Source organism: Comamonas sp. (assembly GCF_009360615.1).
Lineage (GTDB): Bacteria > Pseudomonadota > Gammaproteobacteria > Burkholderiales > Burkholderiaceae_C > Comamonas.
The window spans coordinates 72132-88602 of sequence record NZ_SPEY01000050.1 but is presented as its reverse complement, the minus strand read 5'-3'; the positions used below and the strand labels follow the sequence as shown (position 1 = coordinate 88602).

The window sequence follows — 16471 nt, the reverse complement described above, 5'->3', positions numbered from 1 at the left end:
AGCATGGTGTCCGCCGCAACCCAAGACGCACACCATGCCGGCCCCGAGGTCCTGTCCTGGCTGCGCCTGTTGCTGACACCCGGCCTGGGGCGCACCACGGCACGCCGCCTGCTGGCAAGAGCCGGCAGCGCCGATGCGGTCTGGAGACTGCCGCGGCCCGTCTGGGCCGAATGCGCCACCCAGGCCCAGATCCAGGCCGGATCCAGGTTCCCCCCCGACTGGGAAAAACATTGCAGCGCTCTGGGTCGCTGGCTCGACTCTCCCGTGCCGGGGGTCCTGCACGCGGTGATCCACCTGGGCCACCCCCAATATCCGGACTGTCTGCTGCAGACCGAAGATCCGCCCCTGCTGCTGTTTGTCCAGGGCCCGGCGGCGTTGCTGGCATCCGCACAGCCCTGGATCCCCTACCCCGCCACCCTGGCCATGGTGGGCAGCCGCAATCCATCGGCCCAGGGCCTCATCCATGCACGCAGCATGGCGCAGGCACTGGCCGAACACGGGCTGTGCATTGTCTCGGGTCTGGCACGCGGCATCGATGCAGCAGCCCACGAGGGAGCGCTTCAAGCCCGCACAGGCGCGTCCCCCTGCACGATTGCCGTGGTCGGCACCGGACTGGATCAGGTCTACCCGCGCGCCCACGCCAGGCTCGCACAGCAAATTGCGCTCCACGGGCTGGTCATCGGCGAATACCCGCTGGGCAGGGGACCCCTGCCCCAGCATTTTCCGCAGCGCAACCGCATCATCTCGGGCCTGTCGCAAGGCACGCTGGTGGTAGAGGCCGCCCTGCAGTCGGGCTCGCTGATCACGGCCCGCCTGGCCAACGAACAGGGACGTGAAGTCTTCGCCATGCCCGGCTCCATCCACGCACCGCAGTCCAAGGGCTGCCATGCACTGATACGCCAGGGCGCCACGCTGGTGGAGACCGCCGACAACGTGCTCGAAGAGCTTCAGGGGCTGAAGCCCGTCTTGACGCAAGCTGAAAAATCGCAAGATGCTCTCAAAAACCATGCATCCGTCTCCGAACATCCGCTGCTGCAGGCACTGGGCCACGATCCGATGTCGCTGGAATCCTTGAGCGACCGCACGGGCTGGGATGCCGCACGTTTGCAGGCGCAGCTGATGGAGCTGGAGCTCGATGGCCAGATCGCGCGCCTGCCGGGCGGCCTGTACCAGCGACTCACGCGGGGCTGAAATACCCCGAAACGGACGCCCTGCACAAACAAGCACCCGGAAAGCGCCGCGCGCCTGCGCTGGTCAGCAGGCCAGCCTTTCCGGATTCGCCTGAATCTTCTGAAGCGCATCGCGCGTGGCGCGCACCGTCAGCGCCTCGGCGTCATGCACGGCCAGCAGGCCAGATTGCAGATAGGTGGCCATGCGCTGCGCCTGCAGCAGATAGCAATGGCCATCGAGCGAGGCGAACAGATGCAGGTGCCGGCGACGGCTGTGCCAGACATACTGCACCTGAACACGGCTGCCGTTGTGGTCCAGCGTGAACCAGCGCCCGCTTTCCAGCGACTGGGCCCACTCCAGCATGGCCGGCTCCACCGGGCTGTCCGTGTTGGCAATGACGTTCAGGTCGCCCGCATCGACGCCCAGCATCAGCTCTATGCTCTCGCTGGACAGCGGCAAATCGTCGAGCTTGCCGTCCTCGCTGATGTATTTTTCCAGCTCCGACAGACGCTTGGCCATGACCTCGATTCGCTCGGCCGGAATGGCCGCCGTCTTGGACATGAAGGCCTGGGCCAGCGTATCGGTCAGTATCTTGATCATGGCCGACTGCGCATCGCCCGTCACGCTCACCAGCTCCAGCCCTTCGCGCAGGGTCTGCAGCAAGGTCGGCAGCCCCTGGATGACACGCGCGCGCTCCTGGCGCGACGGCTTGGCACTGGCCGACCAGACCAGCTCGCTGGCCGCCTGCTTGAAGCGCATGGCCCGCGCATCCTTCGCCCCATAGCGCACGGTGGCCATGGCCAGCACGTCGGCCCAGGACTTGAAGAGGAAGTCCCGCACCTCTTCGCGCACCGGCATATCGCTGAGCATATTGCGCAGCTCGATGGTGTACTGGATGGCCAGCGTCTCCTTCTGCTCCACCTGCTGGGCCACGCTGGTGATCTTGGCCGTGGACCGGTTCTGGGCAAAATGCTTGGTGAGGAAGCTCTCGAACTCGCTGAGCACCAGGGCAAACACCTTCTGCCCGGTTTCGGGATATTGCTCTATCACCTGAACCACGCGGCGAATCTCCGTCTCCAGCGCATTGCCGTTGATGCTGCTGGCATCGAACCCCATCACGCAGGAGCCCATGCGGTCGATCAGCTTGCGCGCGGGGTGATGAAGGTCGCTGAAGAACTGCGGCTCGGCCAGGGCCACGCGCAACACAGGCACCTGCAGGCGCGCAAACCAGACACGAATGGACGGCGGCAAGCGGTCTTCCGAAAGAATGCTCTGGAACATCAGCGCCACCACCTCGATGGTCGCCTTCTCCCCCGTGGTCTGGGCCTTTTGCTTCCAGTCGGCAGAGCGTTCGCGCACGAGATTGACCAACTGGCCGATCGCTGCCGGACTGTAGTCCATGGCAGGCATGGCCAAGGCCGCACCGGCCGCGTCCGGATACCGGGACTGGAGCTCGGCCGCCATGAGCTGTTGCTGCTCCTGCAGCGCCTGCGCCAGGGCAGCCGATGCCGGAGGCATGGGAACAAGCGGTGCCCCAGGCATCAGTCCGGGAATGCCGACCGCCGGCTGGCTCAGCACCTGGCGCAGCTGGTTCATCGCATCCAGCGCTCGGTGGCGTGCCCGCGCCAGCATGCCCAGACCGGCGCTGGTGCCTGGCGGCAAGGACATTCCCGACTCCGACCCAAGGCCTGCCCCCATACCGGCGGGCATGAACTGCTGCATGGCCGAGCTGTTCCAGCCCGTCTCGGCGGCTTGGCCAAAGCCGCTACTGCCGCCCAGATGCATGGCACCTGTGGACGGGCCTCCCTCGGTACGCCTCACCCGCAACGGGGCATCCTGGGCCTTGCTGACGCCCTTGGCATCCAGCAGCTTGTGCAAGATGCCGTATTCGGACTCCATCAGCGGTGCCAGCGCATTCTGCATCGGCTCCATGACCCGCAGCAATTGCTTGCGCTCCAGGCCGCAGCTCAGCCATTGCTCCACCAGATGCAGGCAGATGGTCTCGACCCGGAACAGGTCCCGTGAAGCCATTTCCTGCCCCTCCAGCACCTGCATGCGCAGGCGCATGGCATCGAAGCCAGGCTGCAGTGTCTCCCCCATGGCCAGGGCCATGCGGGACGCCAGAATCTTGTTTTCGACGACATCGTCGCTGAGCAGCTCGAACGTCAGCGGGGCCGAGCCCGAGGCACTGCCCTCCCCTGTCCCGGAGGGTGGCTTGCGCGCTGCCTGTTGCAGGGCCGGCACGCACGCCTGCACCCAGGCGTCCTTGCGTTGCTGGAAGCCGATCCAGGCTTCGCGCCACTCCTGCATCTCCTTGGCCGTGGAAACGACGCCGGTCTGGTTGGCGAGAAATTCATCGAGCTGCTGGGCGACCCTGGGCAAGCCCTGGCAAATGCCATGGACCCAACGCAAGCGCGCCTGCCAGCCCAGCTGTTGCGGGGCCGCAGGCGCGGTGGAGGAAGACTGCGAGGGAGCCATTCCGTAAGTGTAAATCGGCCGAAGCGGTTTGCGCCGCAGCCCTGATCAAGGCTTCAGACCACGGCTCCGGCGTTGGGATCGTTGGGGTCTTGCGACCCTGGCTTGGTCGGAGCCTTGACCAGATCCTCGCGCTTGACGCCCAGCCACATGGCAATGGCAGCCGCCACGAACACCGAGGAATAGATACCGAACAAGATGCCGATCGTCAGCGCCAGCGCAAAGTAGTGCAGGCTGGGGCCGCCGAAGAAGAACATGGACAGCACCATGGCTTCGGTCGAGGCGTGGGTGATGATGGTGCGGCTCATGGTCGACGTGATGGCGTGGTCGATCACCTCGTGCGTGCTGAGCTTGCGGAACTTGCGGAAGGCTTCGCGGATACGGTCGAAGATCACCACGGACTCATTGACCGAGTAGCCCAGCACGGCCAGCACGCCCGCCAGCACGGAGAGCGAGAACTCCCACTGGAAGAAGGCGAAGAAGCCCAGGATGATGATCACGTCGTGCAAGTTGGCAATGATGGCGGCCACCCCGAACTTCCACTCGAAACGGAAGGCCAGATAGATGATGATGCCCAGCACCACCATGCCCAGTGCCATCAGGCCGTTGTGCATCAGCTCATCGCCCACCTGCGGGCCGACAAACTCGGTCCGGCGCAGCGTGACCTCGGCATCCTCGGACTTCAGCGCAGTGATCACCTGCTCGCTTTGCTGGGCCGTCGTCACGCCCTTTTGCACGGGCAGACGGATCATCACATCCCTGGATGTGCCGAAATTCTGCACGATCACGTCGGCATAGCCGAGCTTGGAAACGGTTTCACGCACCTTGCCGATGTCGGCTGGCTGGGTGTAGGCCACTTCCATGACCGTGCCGCCCGTGAACTCCACCGACAGATGCAGGCCGCGCGAGAACAGGAAAAAGACGGCCAGCGCAAAGGTGATGAAGGAGATCGCGTTGAAGACCAACGCGTACCTCATGAACGGAATGTCTTTTTTGATGCGGAAGAACTCCATGATCTTCCTCCTTAGTTGTTGCTGCCGCGACCGGCCACGGAACGAAGACCCTCACCCTCAGGCTTCCAGACCTGACCGATGGAGACGCTCTTGAGCTTCTTCTTGCCGCCATACCAGAGGTTGACCAGGCCGCGAGAGAAGAACACGGCCGAGAACATGCTGGTCAGAATGCCGATGCAGTGCACCACGGCAAAACCGCGCACCACGCCCGAACCGAAGGCCAGCAGGGCCAGGCCGGCGATCAGCGTGGTCACGTTGGAGTCCAGAATCGTGTGCCAGGCATTCTCGTAGCCGGCATGGATGGCCGCCTGGGGCGAGGCACCGGCACGCAGCTCTTCGCGGATGCGTTCGTTGATCAGCACGTTGGAGTCGATGGCAACGCCCAGCGCCAGCGCCATGGCAGCAATGCCGGGCAGGGTCAGCGTGGCTTGCAGCATGGACAAGATGGCCAACAGCAGCAGCACGTTCACCGACAGGGCAATCGTGGAGAACACGCCGAACAGCATGTAGTACATGCACATGAAGGCTGCAATCGCCACCATGCCCCAGACCACGGAGTGGATACCGCGGTTGATGTTGTCAGCACCCAGGCTCGGGCCGATGGTGTATTCCTCGATGATCTCCATGGGTGCGGCCAGCGAACCGGCGCGCAGCAGCAGCGAGGTGTCGTTGGCTTCCGCCGTGGTCATGCGTCCGGAGATCTGCACGCGGCCGCCACCGATCTCGCCACGGATCACGGGAGCCGTCACCACCTCGCCCTTGCCCTTTTCGAACAGGATGATGGCCATGCGCTTGCCCACGTTCTCGCGCGTCACGTCCTTGAAGATGCGCGCGCCCTTGGCGTCCAGCGTCAGGTTGACGGTGGGCTCCTGCGTCTGGCTGTCGAAGCCGGGCTGGGCGTCCGTCAGATTCTCGCCGGTCAGCGTCACCTGCTTTTGCACGATGATGCTCTGCCCGTTGCGGTCCAGATACTTCTCGGAGCCGAAGGGCACGGGGCCGGAGCCCATCTCGGCAGCACGCGCTTCGGTGGACTCGTCCACCATGCGCACTTCCAGCGTGGCGGTACGGCCCAGAATGTCCTTGGCCTTGGCCGTGTCCTGCACGCCGGGCAACTGCACCACGATGCGGTCCAGGCCCTGCTGCTGGATCACGGGCTCGGCCACGCCCAGCTCGTTGATGCGGTTGTGCAGCGTGACGATGTTCTGCTTGAGCGCCTGTTCCTGCACCTTGCGCAGCGCCTCGGGCTTGATCGAGGCCACCAGCCTGAAGCCGGAGCCATCCGGAGAAGAGGTCGCCGTCAGATCGGGAAACTGGTCCGCAATCAGGTTGCGCGCCGACGTCAGCGTGGCTTCGTCCCGCACGCGGATGGTGACGTTGTTGCCGTCGCGGCTGACACCGCCGTGGCGGATGTTCTTGTCACGCAAGGTGGAGCGCAGATCGCCCGCATAGCTCTCGGCCTTCTTGGTCAGGGCCGCCGCCATGTCCACCTGCAGCATGAAATGCACGCCGCCGCGCAGGTCCAGACCCAGATACATGGGCTTGGCACCAATGGCCGTGAGCCAGTCGGGCGAGCGCGACACCAGGTTCAGCGCCACGATGTAGGCGGGATCGGAGGGGTCGGCCACCAGGGCCTTCTGGATGACGTCCTTGGCCTTGAGCTGCTCGTCGGGCGTATCGAAGCGGGCGCGCACCGAAGTGCCCTCCAGCGACAGCGAAGTGGCTTTGACGCTGGCCGCGCTCAAGGCGGATTCCACCTTTTGCAGCACCGCGTTGTCCACCTTCACAGTGGACTTGGCCGAGGACACCTGCACCGCAGGCGCTTCACCAAAGAAATTGGGCAGGGTGTAGAGCACCCCCACCAGCAGCGCGATCACGATGATCGCGTACTTCCAGACCGGGTATCGGTTCATGATCGCGCTCTTTTTTTTACAGCAACGCACAACGGGTACGCACACTCTGTTCGAGCGCCGTACCCCTCAAAATCCACAGCGGACAGGCTTACTTGGCCGTGCCCTTGGGCAGCACTTGCACCACAGCCGAGCGCTGGATCTGGACTTCCACGCCGGAAGCCACTTCGATGTAGATGAATTGCTCGGCCATGCGGGTCACGGTGCCGATGATGCCGCCGGCGGTAGCCACTTCGTCACCCTTGGCCAGCGCGTCGATCATGGCGCGGTGTTCCTTCTGGCGCTTCATCTGGGGACGAATCATCACGAAGTACAGCACCACGAACATCAGCACCAGAGGCAGCATGCCGGTGAGCGAACCCATGAAGCCGCCTTCAGCAGCGGCGGCGGGAGCGGTCTGGGCGAAAGCAGAAGAAATGAACACGAAAAAGACTCCGAAAGAGTGGATTTGTCAGGAACAGGTCCCGGCAGGCGCACCGTTGCGCGTCCGACCAGGTCAGCGGGACATTGTATTCGGCTGGCTTGCGCCCGGCGTTGGCATGGGCAGCCGCACAGCACAGGCATTCCCTGATGCGATGGGGACCTCCCTTCCCACATCAACAAAGCCCGCAAAAAGCATAGCGGACAGCGCTTTTCCTGTATTGCTTTCTGACTGTTTTATATTTGAATATCAGCCAATTCAGGCGCTGGCAGCCGGCAACTCAGATGACCCGGCGCACATATCGCGCCTGCGGCCATGAATACAAAGGCCGGGTCACCCCGGCCTTGTTCTGATGCGCTTCGGCGCAATTAGTTCACTGCCGTCCGACGGGCCGCTGCGGCCGCAGGTGCCGCAGCACTGCTCCAGCGCGTCATCAGTGCCTGCCACTTGATGCGCGCGGCCGCCAGATGGCGTTCCTTCACGTGACCGTAGCCGCGAATGTCCTCGGGGATGGAGGCGATCTCCACGGCCAGCGCCAGCTTGTCGGCCGTCAGGCCCGTCAGCAGGGTGTCGATGCACTGCCGGTATTCGACGATCAGGGCACGCTCGGTACGGCGCTCCTCGGTGCGACCAAAGGGATCGAGCGCCGTACCGCGCAGTCCCTTCAGGCCGGCGAGCCAGCCCATGGCCTTGCGCATCCAGGGACCATAGGACTTCTTCAGCAGATGACCCTGCGCGTCCTTCTTCGCGAAGCCAGGAGGCGCCAGGTGGTGGACGACCTTGTAGTCGCCCTCGAACATGCCGCTGATCTTCTGGGTGAACGCCGCATCGGTGTGCAGACGCGCCACCTCGTACTCGTCCTTGTACGCCATCAGCTTGAACAGATAGCGCGCCACGGCCTGGGACAGCCGCGTGCCTTGCTGCAGCGGCTCTTCCACCGCGCGCACCTTGGCCACAAAGTCGCGGTACTGCCCGGCATAGGCCGCGTTCTGGTAGGCCGTGAGGAACTCCACACGCTTGTCCAGCATTTCCTCGAGCGAAGGCTTCTTGACGAACTGGATCACCTGCGAGGCCTGATACAGAGCGCGCACGGCCTCCAGATCATGGGCACAGCGGCGGCCCCACTCGAAGGCCTCCTGGTTGCGCGCCACCTGCACGCCGTTGAGCTCCATGGCGCGCATCAGCGAGGCATGGCTCAACGGCACCCGGCCCTTTTGCCAAGCGTAGCCCAGCATCATGGGGTTGGCGTAGATGCTGTCGCCCAGCAGGGCCGTGGAGGCCTTCTCGGCATCGAAGCTGCCCAGGGCGCCCTGGCCCACGGCCTCGGCCAGCACCGTGGCACAGCGCGCGGCAGGCGACTGCCAGTCGGGGTTGCCCACGAAGGTGGCCGTGGGCGCGGCATGGCTGTTGAGCGCCACATAGGTGCGCCCCGGCTGCATCACCGACAAGGTGGTGGGGGTGGCCGCCACGATGGGATCGCAGCCGATGACCAGGTCGGCCTTGGCCATGTCCACCTTGGTGGTGTAGATGGCATCGGCGCGGTTGGCAATCTGGATATGGCTCCAGGTGGAGCCGCCCTTCTGCGCCAGACCCGCCGCGTCCTGGGTAACCACGCCCTTGCCTTCCAGGTGCGCGGCCATGCCCAGCAGCGAGCCGATGGTGATCACGCCCGTGCCTCCGACACCGGCCACCACGATGCCCCAGGCCTGCTCGGCCACGGGCAGGACGGGCTCGGGAATATGGGGCAAGGCCTCCAGGCTGCCCTTCTTCTCCTGCCTGGGCTTCTTGAGCTGACCGCCCTCGACGGTGACGAAGCTGGGGCAGAAGCCCTTGACGCAGGAGTAGTCCTTGTTGCAGCTGTTCTGGTTGATGCGGCGCTTGCGGCCGAACTCCGTCTCCACGGGCTCCACCGACAGGCAGTTGGACTGCACCGAACAATCGCCACAGCCCTCGCAGACCAGCTCGTTGATGACCACGGTCTTGTCGGGCGTGCTCAGCGTGCCACGTTTGCGGCGGCGGCGCTTTTCGGTGGCGCAGGTCTGGTCGTAGATGATGGCCGTGCAGCCCTTGAGCTCGCGGAACTGGCGCTGGATCGCATCCAGTTCGTCGCGATGGTGGACGGTCACGCCTTCGCCCAGCTTCACGCCATCGTATTTCTCGGGTTCGTCGGTGACGATGACCAGTTTCTGCACGCCTTCGGAGAGCAGGCTGTTCATGATCTGCAGCACCGAATGGCCTTCGGGCCGCTCGCCCACGCGCTGGCCGCCCGTCATGGCCACGGCGTCGTTGTAGAGGACCTTGTAGGTGATGTTGGTGCCGGCCGCAATGCTCTGGCGGATCGCCAGCAGCCCGCTGTGGAAGTAGGTGCCGTCGCCCAGATTGGCGAAAACATGGGCCTCCTGGGTGAAAGGTGCCTGGCCGACCCAGGTCACGCCTTCTCCGCCCATCTGTGTGAAGGTGCTGGTGCGGCGGTCGGGCATCCAGGTGGTCATGTAATGGCAGCCGATGCCGGCCACGGCGCGCGAGCCTTCAGGCACGCGTGTCGAGGTGTTGTGCGGGCAGCCGCTGCAGAACCAGGGCGTGCGGTCGCCGGTCGAGACTTCCTTGGCCGCCTTGATCGCCGCTTCGCGGGCGTCGAGCACGGCCAGACGCTGCTGCATGCGCGTCTGCACATGTTCGGGCACTCCCAGCTTCTTCAGGCGCTGGGCAATGGCGCGCGCAATGATGGCGGGGGTCAGATCGGCCGTGGGACGCAGCAGCCAGTCGGTGCTGGGATTGGGCAGCGACCATTCGCCGCCATGCTCGTCGCTGAACTTGCCCACCACGTTGGGGCGCACATCGTCGCGCCAGTTGTAGAGCTCTTCCTTGATCTGGTATTCGATAACCTGGCGCTTTTCCTCGACCACCAGAATCTCCTGCAGGCCGCGGGCGAAATCGCGCGTGATGGTGGCCTCCAGCGGCCAGACCACATTCACCTTGTGCAGCCGGATGCCCAGCTGGTGGCAGGTGTCCTCGTCCAGCCCCAGGTCGGCCATGGCCTGGCGCGTGTCGTTATAGGCCTTGCCGCTGGCGATGATGCCGAAGCGGTCGTTGGGGCCCTCGATCACGTTGTGGTTGAGCTTGTTGGCGCGCACATAGGCCAGGGCCGCATACCACTTGTAGTTCATCAGCCGCGCTTCCTGCTCCAGCGGCGGATCGGGCCAGCGGATATGCAGACCGCCGTCCGGCATCTGAAAGTCTTCGGGCAGGATGATGTTGACGCGATCCGGATCCACCAGGACCGATGAGGAGGACTCCACCACCTCCTGGATCGTCTTCATGCCCGACCACAGGCCCGAGAAACGGCTCATCGCAAAGGCATGCAGGCCCATGTCCAGGATGTCCTGCACATTGCTGGGGAAGAACACCGGCGTGCCGCAGGCCTTGAAGATGTGGTCGCTCTGGTGCGCGGCCGTGGAGGACTTGCTGATGTGGTCGTCACCCGCGATCGCGATCACGCCGCCATGCCTGGCGGTGCCCGCCATGTTGGCGTGCTTGAACACGTCGGAGCAGCGGTCCACGCCCGGCCCCTTGCCATACCAGATGCCGAAGACACCGTCGAACTTCTTGGTTTCGGGATAGAGATCGAGCTGCTGCGTACCCCAGACGGCCGTGGCGCCCAGCTCTTCGTTCACGCCGGGCTGAAAGACGATGTGATTCGCCTCCATATGCTTTTTGGCGGCCCAAAGCGACTGGTCGTAGGTGCCCAGAGGCGAGCCGCGATAGCCGCTGATGAAGCCCGCGGTATTGAGCCCGGCCTGCGCATCGCGCAGCCGCTGCAGCATGGGCAGGCGGACCAGCGCCTGTACGCCGCTCATAAAGGCGCGGCCGCGGGCCAGCGAATATTTGTCGTCCAGAGTCACAGACTCCAGGGCACGACGGACTTCATCGGGCAAAGGGGCATTCATGGCTTGTCTCCATGTGGGTGACCACCCGTGGCAGCTGTTGGCTACCAGAGCAGCATATGGCTTTGGGCATTCCTGCGCCAGAGGCACGGAACGCAAGTTGTTTGAGCAAAGTTTAAGCAAAACACCCCGCATAGAGCTTTCTTTTTATTGCCGGGATTAACCTAGTTTTTGAAAGAATCTTGCTGTAAATTGCAGCTCATGAACCAACTTGATCGCTTTGACTGGGCCATCCTGAACGAGCTGCAAATGGACGGCCGCCTCACCAACGCCGAACTGGCCCAGCGCGTCGGCCTGTCCGCCGCCCCCTGCTGGCGGCGCGTGCGCGCGCTGGAGGAGTCGGGCTACATCACCGGCTATCACGCCACGCTGGACCGCCACAAGCTGGGCCTGGGCGTGCTGGCCTTTGTGCGCGTGGACGCTGCACAGAACACGGCCGACATCACGCTGCGCATGGAGGAAGCCATCCGCCTGCTGCCCGAGGTCACCACCTGCCACTACATCAGCGGCGCGGGGACCTTCGAGCTGCAGGTCGTTGCCAGGGATCTGGAGAGCTTTTCCGGCTTTGTGCGCAATGTGCTGCTGCGCCTGCCCAATGTCAAAGACGTGCACACGATTTTTTCGCTGGGCGAGGTCAAGTCCAGCAGCGCCCTGCCGCTGCCCAGTACGCTGACTCAGGCCTGAGTGCGGCGCGCGACGCAGCGGCTTCTATCAAAAGTGAAGCATGCACCGATTGATGGACCGGCAACAGGCGGCTGAAGAAGATTGAAATGTCTTCGTATCTTGCGCATGACGCTATCTTCTATGTAGCACCCATCGCAGATCTGGCTGTCCGCGCCAGGCCGGGCAGGTTTGAGAAACTACGTATTTGTCAGCGCAACTTTCCTGCTCCAGAATCGTGCCCCATGGCCCACGACGATTCCGCAGAACGCGCTTCACCCCATCCCCCATATTCAGAGTCTGGCCAGGTCCCTGCGGGCAAGCTGCTGGAAGATCCCTCGGCCATGCATGCCGCCAACGCGCCGCCGACCGCGCCTCCGGGCGTCTGGACTCCGCTGGCCACGCCCACCTTCCGCATGCTGTGGATGATCTGGATGACGGCCAATATCTGCATGTGGATGAACGATGTGGCGGCGGCCTGGCTGATGACATCGCTGACCACATCGCCCGTGCTGGTGGCGCTGGTGCAGTCGGCCTCCACCTTGCCGGTGTTCTTTCTGGCCCTGCCCAGCGGCGCGCTGGCCGATATCCTGGACCGGCGCCGCTATTTCATCGTCACCCAGTTCTGGGTGGCTGCCGTGGCGCTGCTGCTGTGTCTGGCCGTGCTCTCCGGGCAGCTGACACCCTATCTGCTGCTGGCTCTGGTGTTTGCCAACGGCATCGGCCTGGCCATGCGCTGGCCGGTGTTCTCCGCGCTGATCCCCGAACTGGTGCCCAAGCACCACCTGCCTTTTGCCATGGCGCTCAACGGCGTGGCCATGAATGCCTCGCGCATCATCGGCCCGCTGGTGGCCGGGGCCCTGATTGCGAGCCTGGGCAGCGCCTGGGTGTTTGTGCTCAATGCCGTGCTGTCCGTCGTCTCCGGCTTTGTGCTGCTGCGCTGGAAGCGCCAGCAGCCCGCCAACCCGCTGGGCCGCGAACGCCTGGGCTCGGCCATGCGCGTGGGCCTGCAGTTCATCCAGGAATCGCCGCGCATGCATGCCGTGCTGCTGCGCACTGTCTGCTACTTTCTGCAGGCCGCCGCCATCATGGCGCTGCTGCCGTTGACGGCCCAGCGCCTGGACCACGGCACGGCCAGCAGCGGCAGCGCCGGTACCTTCACGCTGCTGCTCGCGTCGATGGGCGCAGGGGCCATCCTGGGCGCCATGCTGCTGCCGCGCATACGACAAATGCTGTCGGGCGAGCGCACGGTGCTGGCCGGCGTGGCCACGCAAAGCCTTGCCACGCTGACCGTGGCCTTCGCCCCCCATATCGCGGTGGCCGTGCCGGGCATGATGCTCTCGGGCCTGGCCCTGCTGGCCACGGCCAACACGCTGGGCGTGGCCGCGCAGATGGCCCTGCCCAACTGGGTGCGGGCACGCGGCATGTCCGTCTACCAGATGTCCATCATGGGCAGCACGGCCATCGGTGCCGCCATCTGGGGCAAGATCGCCAGCCTGGGGTCGGTGCAGATCAGCATGGCGGTGGCCGCCGTCAGCGGGCTGACGGCCCTGCTCATCGTGCAGCGCCTGAACCCGGACCGCGACATCGAGGAGGACCTCAGCCCCTCACGCGCCTTCACGCCGCCGACGGCCGCACAGCCGCCAGAAGCCGGCCGCGTGGTGGTGACCATCGAATACCTGATCGACCCGGCCAGGGCCGCTGCCTTCCGCGATCTGATGCAGCTGAGCCGGCGCAGCCGCCTGCGCCAGGGTGCGCTGTCCTGGAGCCTGCTGCACAGCATGAGCCAGCCCGAGCGCTTTGTGGAGCAGATCACCGACGAGTCCTGGACCGAGCATCTGCGCCGCTTCGAGCGCGTGACGGCCGCCGACGTGGCCTTGCGCGACCGCAAGCTGAGCTTTCACAGGGGCAAGGAGCCTCCCGTGGTGCAGCGCTACTTCACCGATGCACTGTAGAAAAGGGCGGATCGCTCCTGATGCGGCAATCAGCGCAGATGCGGTGCCGACCCCGCCAGTGCCTTGGGCCAGAAGGCCCAGAGCTTGAGCGGCTGCTTGATGCGCCCCGCCACATCGCCGGCCTCGGCCCCCCAGCCCATGAAATAGTCGGCGCGCACAGCCCCCAGAATGGCACTGCCCGTATCCTGCGCAAACACCAGACGGTTGAGCGCCACCGTAGGTCCGGGCGTGGACAGCCAGACCGGCGTGCCATAGGGAATGCTGTTGCGATCCACGGCAATCGAGCGACCAGGCGTCAGCGCCACGCCCTGTGCCCCCTTGGGGCCGAACTGGGCATCGAAGTCATTGAGTGCCTCCTCGCGGAAGAACACATAGCGAGGATTGCTCCACAGCATTTCGTTGACACGCGACGGATTGGCGGCAATCCAGGCACTGATGCCGGGCCAGGTGGCGTCGCGCACCAGGTTCTGGTCGAGCAGCCAGCGGCCCACGCTCTTGTAGGGCTGATCGTTCGTACCGGCATAGGCCACGCGGATCATGCGCTGGCGCCCGTCGGGCTCGGTCAGCATCAGCCGGCCCGAGCCCTGGATATGCAGCACCAGCATGTCCACCGGGTCGCGCAGCCAGGCGATGGCGCGTCCGGCCAGGGCAGCCTGCGCCTCGGGATTGGTGTCGATCTGCTGGCGCGTGAACCAGGGCTTGCGCTTGCCGAAGCCCAGCGGGATCTGATAGATGGGAACGTTGAAGCCGTTGCCCTGTACCCGGCGCGCCTCGTACAAGGGCTCGTAATAGGCGGTCAGCATGCCGTCCGGGCTGCCCGTGGTCGCTTCGATGCGATAGGGCTGCAACGTATTCATCATCCAGCTGCGCTGTTCGTCTTCCGAGGCGATGCTCAACCTGCGCACCTCGCCACACAGATTGGCAAACACGGTGCTGGGGCGCTCGCAGTTCTTGATCCAGGCGTTCCAGGCCTCGTTCAGGGAATCCTGTGGCACGCCGGGCAGCTCGCCCCAGTCCACGGCCACCCAGCGGCTTTTTGTCGGTACATTGGCAGTGAACGGCGGCTTGGCTGCGGAGGCCGGCCCGCCATGCGGAGCCATCTCGGGCACCGGAGCCGGGTCGTTTTGCTGCTTGGTGGTGGTGCAGGCCACCAGGGTTCCTACAATCAGCGCCAGTGAGAAGCGGCGCAGGAGATGGAAATTCATGGGTCTGATTTTGCTTGAAGCACTGCTGGCATTGGCCATTTTGGTCGCTATTGTGTGGTGGACCATGTTCTCGGGTCGGAAAAAGGGTGAGTTGCCGGCCCCGGCCGAGCCGGCCAGGAGCGAAAAAGCACCTGCAGGCCCCGGGCAGGGTGGCCCCGATCAAGCTTAGCCCATGGCACTGCAAGCCTTGCAGCGCGGCCCGATTGTGACAATCTTTTGCATCAGAAACCGCGCGCTGGCCCGCGTCCTACTTTTTTTACCTTCTCTTGGCGCTACGCTCGTAGCCCTGCAGCTTCCGGCGAAGCTGGTTTGCCACCCCCTGTGGGTCGTTCCTCGAAATAAGGAGTTTTCTATGCGCAAGCAAATGGCTGTCACGGCCGCTCTGGCCTCTGCTCTGTTGATCACCGGCTGTGCCAATACCGGCGGCATGTCGGACACCACGCGTCGCACCGCCACCGGCGCAGGCGTGGGCGCGCTGGGCGGCGCTGCCATCGGTGCACTGACCGGTCACAACGCCGGCACGGGTGCCCTGATCGGCGCTGGCGTAGGTGCCCTGGGCACCTATATCTGGTCGCAGAACCTCGAGAAGCAAAAGCGTGAAATGGAAGCCGCGACCCAGGGCACAGGCGTGGGCGTGACACAGACCGCAGACAACCAGCTCAAGCTGGACATCCCCAGCGATATTTCGTTCGACACCGGCCGCGCCGACATCAAGGGCAACTTCGCCCCCATCCTCGATCGCTTTGCGGAAGGTCTGCGCAACAACCCCAATGCAGAAGTGCGCATCATCGGCCACACCGACAGCACCGGCTCCGATGCCATCAACAACCCCCTGTCGCTGCAGCGCGCCGAGAGCACCCGCAACTATCTGACGGCACGTGGCGTCAACGGTGCCCGCATCCAGGTACAGGGCATGGGCTCGCACCAGCCCGTGGCGTCCAATGCCACCAACGAAGGCCGTGCGCGCAACCGCCGTGTGGAAATCTTCGTGGGTGAGCGCGCTCCTCAATAAGCCGGATACCGGCGCGCAGAAAAGCCCCGCATGCGGGGCTTTTTCCGTGGCGATTCGCAGACTGCGGCTCAGGCGTTGCGCAGCAGATTGGCCAGTTCCACGGCCGACTTGACCTGCATCTTGTCGAAAACCCGCGCCCGGTGCACTTCCACGGTGCGCACGCTGATGTCCAGCTGATCGGCAATCAGCTTGTTCGGCACGCCCTCGACAACCAGCTTCATCACGTCTTTTTCACGATCGGTCAGCTCGTCGAGACGGCTGCGCACCTCCTCGCGCGCCTGCAGCGCGGCCAGATGCTCGGCGGACAGCGCCAGCGCCTGTTCCACCCGGTCCACCAGCGCGTTGTCGGAAAACGGCTTCTCGCAGAAATCGAAGGCCCCGCGCTTGACCGTGTCCACGGCCGTGGGCACGTCGGCATGGCCGGTCAGAAAGATCACGGGCATGGCCTCGATCTGGCCGCGCTCCAGCATGCGGTTGAACAGCGACAGGCCGCTCATGCCGGTCATGCGCATATCGAGCAGCAGGCAGCTGGGGCGACGCGTCACGGGGCTGGTCTGCAGAACGGCCTGCTCGAATTCCTCGGCGTTGCGATAGCACTCGCTCAGCAATCTGCGCGAACGCAGCAGCCATGCCAATGCCTCTCGGACATCGGCATCGTCGTCCACCACGTAGACGGTAGCGTCGGTTACAGGTTCCATGAAGCCTAGTT

The 16471-nt window shown here is 64.6% G+C and carries 13 protein-coding genes; 6 read left to right on the top strand and 7 right to left on the bottom strand.

Annotated features, from left to right (window positions below; genetic code table 11):
• Nucleotides 1-3 precede the first annotated feature (3 nt).
• On the top strand, nt 4-1191 hold the full coding sequence (gene dprA / locus E2583_RS14415; protein WP_291596845.1) for a DNA-processing protein DprA: 1188 nt from the start codon (nt 4-6) through the stop codon (nt 1189-1191).
• 63 nt (nt 1192-1254) lie between these two features.
• Here the strand turns inward: dprA and E2583_RS14410 are convergent, their stop codons facing one another.
• The 4 genes from E2583_RS14410 to yajC form a co-directional block, all read right to left on the bottom strand.
• The gene (locus tag E2583_RS14410; RefSeq protein ID WP_291596843.1) at nt 1255-3648 is read right to left on the bottom strand and encodes a DUF1631 domain-containing protein; all 2394 of its coding nucleotides are present in this window, start codon (nt 3646-3648) and stop codon (nt 1255-1257) included.
• 53 nt (nt 3649-3701) lie between these two features.
• A complete protein-coding gene (gene secF / locus E2583_RS14405; protein ID WP_291596842.1) occupies nt 3702-4658 on the bottom strand; it encodes a protein translocase subunit SecF in 957 nt (318 codons plus the stop codon).
• A gap of 11 nt (nt 4659-4669) precedes the next feature.
• Complete coding sequence (secD, locus tag E2583_RS14400; RefSeq protein ID WP_291596840.1) at nt 4670-6568, bottom strand: protein translocase subunit SecD; 1899 nt, start codon at nt 6566-6568, stop codon at nt 4670-4672.
• Between the two features lie 88 nt (nt 6569-6656).
• The gene (gene yajC / locus E2583_RS14395) at nt 6657-6989 is read right to left on the bottom strand and encodes a preprotein translocase subunit YajC (RefSeq protein ID WP_291596838.1); all 333 of its coding nucleotides are present in this window, start codon (nt 6987-6989) and stop codon (nt 6657-6659) included.
• On the opposite strand from yajC, the gene E2583_RS14390 reads away from it, so the two are divergent.
• On the top strand, nt 6982-7305 hold the full coding sequence (locus tag E2583_RS14390; protein ID WP_291596837.1) for a hypothetical protein: 324 nt from the start codon (nt 6982-6984) through the stop codon (nt 7303-7305). The two genes, yajC and E2583_RS14390, sit on opposite strands and share 8 nt — an antisense overlap.
• Nucleotides 7306-7354: 49 nt before the next feature.
• On the opposite strand, the gene E2583_RS14385 is transcribed toward E2583_RS14390, so the two are convergent.
• Nucleotides 7355-10933: an indolepyruvate ferredoxin oxidoreductase family protein gene (locus E2583_RS14385; protein WP_291596834.1), complete on the bottom strand. Its 3579-nt coding sequence runs from the start codon at nt 10931-10933 to the stop codon at nt 7355-7357.
• Nucleotides 10934-11131: 198 nt separating this feature from the next.
• On the opposite strand from E2583_RS14385, the gene E2583_RS14380 reads away from it, so the two are divergent.
• Together E2583_RS14380 and E2583_RS14375 are read left to right on the top strand one after the other, a co-directional pair.
• A complete protein-coding gene (locus E2583_RS14380; protein WP_291596832.1) occupies nt 11132-11614 on the top strand; it encodes an Lrp/AsnC family transcriptional regulator in 483 nt (160 codons plus the stop codon).
• Nucleotides 11615-11835: 221 nt separating this feature from the next.
• Nucleotides 11836-13545: an MFS transporter gene (locus E2583_RS14375; protein WP_291596830.1), complete on the top strand. Its 1710-nt coding sequence runs from the start codon at nt 11836-11838 to the stop codon at nt 13543-13545.
• 29 nt (nt 13546-13574) lie between these two features.
• On the opposite strand, the gene E2583_RS14370 is transcribed toward E2583_RS14375, so the two are convergent.
• On the bottom strand, nt 13575-14750 hold the full coding sequence (locus E2583_RS14370; RefSeq protein ID WP_291596829.1) for an MltA domain-containing protein: 1176 nt from the start codon (nt 14748-14750) through the stop codon (nt 13575-13577).
• Here E2583_RS14370 and E2583_RS14365 point away from each other — a divergent pair.
• Both E2583_RS14365 and E2583_RS14360 read left to right on the top strand, forming a co-directional pair.
• A complete protein-coding gene (locus E2583_RS14365; RefSeq protein ID WP_291596827.1) occupies nt 14749-14919 on the top strand; it encodes a hypothetical protein in 171 nt (56 codons plus the stop codon). The two genes, E2583_RS14370 and E2583_RS14365, sit on opposite strands and share 2 nt — an antisense overlap.
• 183 nt (nt 14920-15102) lie before the next feature.
• The gene (locus E2583_RS14360; RefSeq protein WP_291596825.1) at nt 15103-15762 is read left to right on the top strand and encodes an OmpA family protein; all 660 of its coding nucleotides are present in this window, start codon (nt 15103-15105) and stop codon (nt 15760-15762) included.
• A 68-nt stretch (nt 15763-15830) separates the two neighbouring features.
• Here the strand turns inward: E2583_RS14360 and E2583_RS14355 are convergent, their stop codons facing one another.
• Nucleotides 15831-16460: a response regulator gene (locus E2583_RS14355; protein ID WP_291596823.1), complete on the bottom strand. Its 630-nt coding sequence runs from the start codon at nt 16458-16460 to the stop codon at nt 15831-15833.
• Nucleotides 16461-16471 lie beyond the last annotated feature (11 nt).